This is a genomic window from Candidatus Eremiobacteraceae bacterium, assembly GCA_035314825.1.
Lineage (GTDB): Bacteria > Vulcanimicrobiota > Vulcanimicrobiia > Eremiobacterales > Eremiobacteraceae > JAFAHD01.
Genome location: DATFYX010000038.1, coordinates 1 through 6,827 on the forward strand (window position 1 = coordinate 1; position 6,827 = coordinate 6,827).

The window sequence follows — 6,827 nt, forward strand, 5'->3', positions numbered from 1 at the left end:
TCGTCGGTCCACTCGCCGAACTTCACTTCGGCGACGAGTTTCGGCCGGACCCAGTGGCTCGTCTTCGGCAGCGGCGGCGGTGGCGGCGGATCGAACGGACAGCGCGCCGTCGCCAGCGGTTTGAGTTTGGCCATGACCGCCTTGAGCGACGCGCCATCGAAACCCGTGCCGACGGCGCCGCAAAAGACCAGCGCACCTTTTTGGTATACCCCGAGCAGCAACGCGCCGAACTCCGCGCGGGCGCCCTGCGGGTCGGTCCAACCGCCGATGACGAATTCTTGTTCGAGGTGCGTCTTGATCTTGAGCCAGTCGCGCGACCGGCGTTCCTGATACGTCGAATCCCGGCGCTTGGCGACGATGCCTTCGAGCGCTTGACGCTGCGCCTGCGCGAACAGCCGCTTCCCTTCGCCGATGACGTGCTTGGAGTACATCACCCGCGTGGCCCCTGGTCTGATGACCCGCTCGAGCGCTTTTTTCCGGCTCTCGAGCGGCGTCGATCGCAGGTCGCGACGGCCGTCGAAGAGCAGGTCGAAAACGGCGTAGACGATGCGCCCGCTTTCGCCCTTGGCGCCGCGCGCGGGTTTGAACCTGCGCTGGAGGCGTTGGAACGACGAGCGCCCTTTGGCGTCGAGGCTGACGATTTCGCCGTCGATGACCAGCGGCGCGCCCCGGAAATCCTCGCTCAATCCTTCCAATTCTGGAAACTTGGCGTTGAGCGGCAGCCCGTTGCGCGAGACCAAGCGGTGGGCGCCCGCCGCGCTGACCGTGCAGATGGCGCGGATGCCATCCCACTTCAACTCGAACAGCCACGCATCGTCGTCGAAGGGGGCTTCCACGAGGGTGGGCAGCATCGGCTGCTTGATGATGGGGATCTTCGCAGCGGCCACGGCCCGCCATCATTAGACGCGCGGCGGCGGGCGCCTTGCCGGGAAGCAGACGGCGCCCCGCCCTTGAGCAGGGCGCGGCGCCGCAGACATCGAGCAGGCAGTTCCTAGCTCGCCAGTTCGTCGTCTCCATCGAGCACGAGCATCATGCGCGAACGCTCCTCGGCCGGCTTCTTGTCATTGACGCCCATCTCAAGACAACGCGCGCAAAGCACCGAGCCGTCTTCGACGGCGAACACTTCGCCGAGATCGCGGTGGCAGGCGCTGCATACTGGCATGTCATTTCCCCCGGAGCGACGCCTGCGGTCCCCCACCTAAGGCGCTACCCATCACCCAGTATATCGGCGGCCGTGCGGCCCAAACAAGAACGCCCGCTCACATTCGACCGGCGTCACAGGGGCCGGCGCAGCGCGCGTGCGTGCGCGGGATTACTTTTTGCGCTTGCGCGGGGGCGCGGGCGGCAGTTTGGCGCCCTCTTTTCGAGCCTCGGACAGGCCGATCGCGATCGCCTGACGCCGGGTGCTGACCTTCGCGCCGGATCGGCCCGAGCGCAGTTTGCCTTGTTTCATCTCCCGCACCGCCCGCTCCACGTCTTGCGACGCCTTCGGGCCGTACTTGCGGGTCTTTTTCCGTGCTGCCATGGTGATCTGCATCTCCTTATGAACCGTTTGCGGCTTGATCATTGTATTGCCAAACGCCCACGCCCGTCAAACCCGGCCGGGTAGGCGCCCGCCCCGACTATCATGAAGCCACGCGCCCACCCGGCAATGAGGTACGGCCCACGTTAACGGTCCTGCGTGAAGCCTGGGAAGGCTGGAATCGCCATCATACGCCGCACCTGGCGGCGGCGCTTTCATTCTACCTCGCATTCTCGCTCGCTCCGCTGCTCGTGATCGCCATCGCGATCACCGGGCTGGTCATCGGTCCCAAATTGGCGGCCCAAGACGTTCTCGGGCCGCTCGCGGCGTTCATCGGCACGTCGGGTGCGCGTTTTCTCGGGAACTTGGTCAACGGCCTCAGCCGCCCGGCGCCGAACATCGTGGCGGCAAGCCTCGGCATCGCCGCGCTGATCTTCGGCGCCAGCGGTGCGTTCACGCAGCTGCAGGACGCGCTCAACATCGTGTTCGATGCGCAGGCGCGGTCGGCGAACGTGTGGCGCATCTTCCAGGTGCGATTTCTCGGGTTCTTCATGGCGCTCGTCATCGGCATGCTGGTGCTCGCCCTGCAGCTTCTCAACGCCTTCCTCTCGGCCTTCGCGCGCGGTACCCCGGATGTCATCCGCATCGGGCTTGTTGAAACCGCTGGCGTGCTGCTGTCGCTGCTCGTCATCAGCGGCGTGTTCACGCTGCTCTTCCGCTACGTGCCCGACGCGCGCGTCGCGTGGCGCGACGCGCTGGTCGGCGGCCTGTGTACGGGCTTGCTGTTCCTCCTCGGACAGTGGGGCGTAAGCGTATACGTCGGCTACAGCGCGTTGGGCTCCATCCATGGCGCTGCGGCTGCCGCGCTGATCATCCTGACCTGGCTGTACTATTCATCTGCCGTGGTATTCTTCGGCGCTGAGCTCACTCGCGCGTATGCGCTGCATCGCAGCCAGCGCGACCTGCCCGGACTTGCGGCCGACTGAAAAAATGGGGTCGCTCGATAGGGCGACCTCGAGCAACCCCATCTCTTATACCCGAAGAGCTTGGGAATTCGCCGAGAGGGCGGGCCGGAACCGCGCGGCACGTTGCTGAATGATCGTACATGGACGCGAGACGTCATCCGCAGGTACGCCAGATGCTGCGCCTGCTGCGCTACCCGATCAGGCTCGAGGAATGCGAGCTGGCGGTCGGCCTGCGCGATGCGCTCGGCTGCGAGTCGGCTTGCGACGCGGTCATGGCTATCGTGCAACGCGCCCTGCCGGGGCCGACCGATCTCAACCAGATGATGCGCGCCGCCGTACTCTCGCAGGACTTAGACGGCAACAAGGCGCGGCGCGTAGCCGCGTCGCTCGGGCTCTCGTTACGTTCGTATTTCCGCTACCGGCGCGCGGCGATCGAGTTGATCGCGCTTGCCGTCGAGCGCGAGCTGCATCCGCCGCGCTCGGTCTCGGGTAGCGCCCAGCTCACGCAGCACTGGCGCAAGAAGATGCGCGAGGCGCTGCACATGAAGCCCAGTTGCGAGCGCTGCGCGACGGAGCTGCCCCCGTCGGCGATCGCGTTCATCTGCAGCTTCGAATGCACGTTTTGCCCGCCGTGTGCGGGTGCGTCGCACCACGTTTGCCCGAACTGCGGCGGCGAACTGCGCGTGCGCCCGCGCAGAAATGAAGCTCTGACCGCCTGAAGCGCGCTCCCGCGGCGGGAATGGCACTCGGGATTCATTAACTGCTACGCATTAAAAACACGTCTTCGCAGTTCGAGCTACTAGAGTCGGCTCCAGACGCGATGGTCATCGCCGATGGCGCTGGCCGGATCGTCATGGCCAATGCTCAGACCGAGAAGCTCTTCGGGCACACGCGCGCAGAGCTCGTGGGCCAGCCGGTGGAGTCGCTTGTCCCCGAACGATTCCGCGCGCGCCACGGCGGCCATCGCGCCGGATTCTTTCAAGATCCTCGCGTGCGCCCGATGGGCGCTGACCTCGAGCTGTTCGGATTGCGCAAAGACGGCACCGAGTTCCCGGTCGAGATCAGCTTGAGCCCGCTCCACACCGAGGATGGCGCGCTCGTCGTCAGCGCGATCCGCGACATGACCCAGCGCAAGAGATTCGAGGAGGCGCTGCGCGACAAGAACATCGAGCTCGAGCGGGCAAGCCGCGCCAAAGACCGCTTCCTGGCGAGCATGAGCCACGAATTGCGCACCCCGCTCAATGCGATCATCGGCTTCACCGGCACGCTGCTTATGCGCTTGCCGGGTCCCCTGGTCCCCGAGCAAGAGAGGCAGCTGCAGCTCGTCCAATCCAGCGCCCGCCACCTGTTGCGGCTGATCAACGACATCCTCGATCTCGCCAAGATCGAGTCTGGCCACGTCGATATGAGCGTCGAACCGGTCGACGTCCAAGAGGTCGTGGATGAAGTGGCGCTCTCGATGCGCGCTGCGGCCGAGACCAAGGGCCTACGGCTTGAGATCGTCACGCCGGCGCACGGCATCTCCCTCACCTCCAATCGCCGTTTCATGCGGCAGATCCTCATCAACCTGGTCAGCAACGCGGTCAAGTATACCGATCAGGGATGGGTGCGCGTCGAGCTCTCGCGGCGCCACGCAGATGGCGGCTCGCTGATGAACCTCACCGTCCGCGACAGCGGCATCGGCATCTCGCAGGACGATCAGAACAAGCTCTTCTCGGCATTCGAGCAATTGGATGCGTCGGAAGCGCGTCGGGCCGGCGGTGTCGGACTGGGACTTTACCTCAGCCACAGACTGGCGGAGCTGCTCGGCGGGAATTTGCGCGTCGCCAGCGCGCCGGGTCAGGGCAGCTCCTTCTCGCTAGAATTGCCGGAACGCTGAGATGGCGCGCGTCCTCGTCATCGACGACAACTCGACGAATCTGGAACTGATGCTGTATCTGCTCAAGGCGTTCGGACACGAGGCGACCGGCCTGCCGGACGGCTGGGCGGGCCTCGAATCAGCCAAGCGCGATGGCTATGACATCATCCTGTCCGATCTGTTGATGCCCGGACTCGACGGATATCAGCTGGCGTCGACGCTCAAAGCCGACCCGGCGACAAAGCCGGTCCCGCTGATCGCCGTGACGGCGCTTGCCATGGTCGGCGACCGGAAGCGCGCGCTGGATGCCGGCTTCGACGGATACGTCGCCAAGCCGATCGACCCCGAGAAATTCGTCTCTCAGATCGAAGCGTTCTTGCCCGAGCGGATGCGAAGCAGGGGCCCTGAGGTACACGAGCCCTCCGCTGCGGCCGCGCCTCCGCCTGCCAGCGGGCCAGTGGTCCTCGTGATCGACGATATGCAGGTCAACCTCCAGGTCGTGCGTAGCGCGCTCGAACCATTGGGTTATCGCGTCGCCGATGCGCAATACCCTGCCCAGGCGATGGAGTTGGCGCGCTCGGTTAGGCCGGCGCTGATCCTGTGCGACGTGCATATGCCCGGTTTCGACGGCTTCGACGTTCTCGCTCAAGTCAGCGCGGATGCGCAGCTGCGAACGATCCCATTCATCTTCTTGTCTTCGACGTCGACCGACCCGGACGACTCGGCGCGCGGCCTCGCCATGGGAGCCCGCCGTTTCCTGCTTAGGCCCATCGAGCCGGCGCAACTCGCGACGGTCGTCGATGAATGTCTGCGCGAGACACAGCGTGGCTGACATTCTCGTCGTCGACGACGATCCGGTCAATCGCCTGCTGCTGACGACGATTCTCGAGCATCACGGTCACGTGATTTTCGAGGCCGCGGACGGAACGCACGCGCTCGCATGGCTAAGGGAACGATCGCCGGATCTCATCATCGTCGACCTCAATATGCCGCACATGGACGGTCTCGAGTTTCTCAAGGTCTTCCGCGCCGATGCGCGCCACGCCGCCGTTACGATCATCCTCCACACCGCCACCACCGTGGACGACGGGCTGCGTGGGCTTCTCGAGCTGTACGCGGTGGACGGTGTGCTTGCCAAACCCTGTGAACCGCATGAGGTGGTCCGAAGCGTCGAAGCGGCATTGCGCTAAGCGCCTTCCCACCGGCTTCACATGAGGGTAACCTAAGCGCGCTACGATGGAGCAAGCGGAGGTGAGCCATGAAGACATTTGTGATGAAACAGATCGGCCAAGTGGGGTTCATGGACAAGCCGAAACCGGAACCCGGGCCGAACGACGCTATCGTGCGCACCACGGCCGCGCTCATCTGCACGTCGGATTCGCACACCGTCAAGGGCGCGATCGGCGAGCGCGTGGATTTGACGCTCGGGCACGAAGCGGTCGGCGTCGTCGACAGCGTCGGCGCGCAAGTGAAGCTCTTCAAACCAGGCGACCGCGTGCTCGTGGGCGCGATAACTCCGGTGTGGGGAGACCTCGCATCGCAGGCCGGCCATCCCTCGCAGTCGGAGCAGCCCCTTGGCGGCTGGCGCTTCGCCAACGTCAAGGACGGCGTGTTCGCGGAATACTTCCACGTCAACGAGGCGGATGCGAACATGGCCTTGATCCCGGCATCGGTGCAGGACGACGTAGCGGTCTACTGCGCCGACATGCTGTCGACCGGTTTCATGGGTGCGGAGAATGCGGCCATACCGATCGGCGGCACGGTCGCCGTGTTCGCAGAGGGTCCCGTGGGCCTGATGGCCACCGCCGGCGCGCGGCTGCTTGGCGCGGGTCTGGTCATCGGCGTCGACGCAGTGCCGGCGCGAAAGGAGCTTGCGCGCTACTACGGCGCCGACGTAGTCATCGACCCGGACGATGCGGTAGCGCAGATCATGAAGCTGACCGGTGGGCGCGGGGTCGACTCGGCCATCGAAGCGCTCGGAGCTGAGGTCACGCTGGCGAATTCCGTGCGCGTCACCAAGCCCGGCGGCACGATCTCGAACATCGGCTACCACGGCCACGGCGAATACGTCGGCATTCCGCGCGTCGAATGGGGCGTCGGCATGGCCGAAAAGACCATCCGCACCGGTCTGTGTCCGGGCGGCCGGCTGCGCATGGAGCGCCTGCTCTTGATGCTCGAACGAAAACGTATCGACCCGACGCGCATGACGACGCACCGCTTCCCGTTCGCGGAGATGGATAAGGCCTTCGAGATTATGGATAAGAAGCTTGATGGCGTCATCAAGCCGCTCATCACCTTCTAGAACAGCCCGATCTGTCTGGCTTCGGCGTTCACCAACGATGCGACCCGCACGCCGATCAGGCGGACGGGTTTGGATGGCGCGGCCCGGCGCAGGCAGAATGCCGCCGCGGCATTGATGATGCGCGCGTCGTCCGCCGGTTCCGCCAACGACGTCTGACGCCCCACGATGGTGAAATCTGAG

Annotated in this window: 10 protein-coding genes; 6 read left to right on the forward strand and 4 right to left on the reverse strand. The window is 65.1% G+C overall.

What is annotated here, in order from left to right; translation table 11 throughout:
• The 3 genes from ligD to VKF82_05115 form a co-directional block, all read right to left on the reverse strand.
• Positions 1-887 (reverse strand): non-homologous end-joining DNA ligase (gene ligD / locus VKF82_05105; GenBank protein ID HME81433.1); only part of this gene is annotated, 887 nt, incomplete at its 3' end.
• A 104-nt stretch (positions 888-991) separates the two neighbouring features.
• A complete protein-coding gene (locus VKF82_05110; GenBank protein HME81434.1) occupies positions 992-1,162 on the reverse strand; it encodes a hypothetical protein in 171 nt (56 codons plus the stop codon).
• A 150-nt stretch (positions 1,163-1,312) separates the two neighbouring features.
• Positions 1,313-1,567: a DUF6496 domain-containing protein gene (locus tag VKF82_05115; protein HME81435.1), complete on the reverse strand. Its 255-nt coding sequence runs from the start codon at positions 1,565-1,567 to the stop codon at positions 1,313-1,315.
• Here VKF82_05115 and VKF82_05120 point away from each other — a divergent pair.
• The 6 genes from VKF82_05120 to VKF82_05145 all read left to right on the forward strand — a co-directional run bounded on the left by VKF82_05120 (position 1,567) and on the right by VKF82_05145 (position 6,647).
• Positions 1,567-2,508 carry a YihY/virulence factor BrkB family protein gene (locus VKF82_05120; protein HME81436.1) on the forward strand — a complete coding sequence of 314 codons (942 nt, stop codon included), beginning with the start codon at positions 1,567-1,569 and terminating at the stop codon, positions 2,506-2,508. The genes VKF82_05115 and VKF82_05120 overlap by 1 nt on opposite strands.
• A gap of 119 nt (positions 2,509-2,627) precedes the next feature.
• On the forward strand, positions 2,628-3,206 hold the full coding sequence (locus VKF82_05125; GenBank protein ID HME81437.1) for a DUF1272 domain-containing protein: 579 nt from the start codon (positions 2,628-2,630) through the stop codon (positions 3,204-3,206).
• A gap of 50 nt (positions 3,207-3,256) precedes the next feature.
• A complete protein-coding gene (locus VKF82_05130; protein HME81438.1) occupies positions 3,257-4,366 on the forward strand; it encodes an ATP-binding protein in 1,110 nt (369 codons plus the stop codon).
• 1 nt (position 4,367) lies between these two features.
• Complete coding sequence (locus tag VKF82_05135) at positions 4,368-5,177, forward strand: response regulator (GenBank protein HME81439.1); 810 nt, start codon at positions 4,368-4,370, stop codon at positions 5,175-5,177.
• Complete coding sequence (locus VKF82_05140; GenBank protein HME81440.1) at positions 5,170-5,535, forward strand: response regulator; 366 nt, start codon at positions 5,170-5,172, stop codon at positions 5,533-5,535. Before VKF82_05135 ends, VKF82_05140 begins: the two co-directional genes overlap by 8 nt.
• A gap of 83 nt (positions 5,536-5,618) precedes the next feature.
• Positions 5,619-6,647 carry a zinc-binding dehydrogenase gene (locus tag VKF82_05145; GenBank protein HME81441.1) on the forward strand — a complete coding sequence of 343 codons (1,029 nt, stop codon included), beginning with the start codon at positions 5,619-5,621 and terminating at the stop codon, positions 6,645-6,647.
• Here the strand turns inward: VKF82_05145 and VKF82_05150 are convergent.
• A partial coding sequence (locus VKF82_05150) for a hypothetical protein (GenBank protein HME81442.1) occupies positions 6,644-6,827 on the reverse strand: 184 nt, incomplete at its 5' end. The genes VKF82_05145 and VKF82_05150 overlap by 4 nt on opposite strands.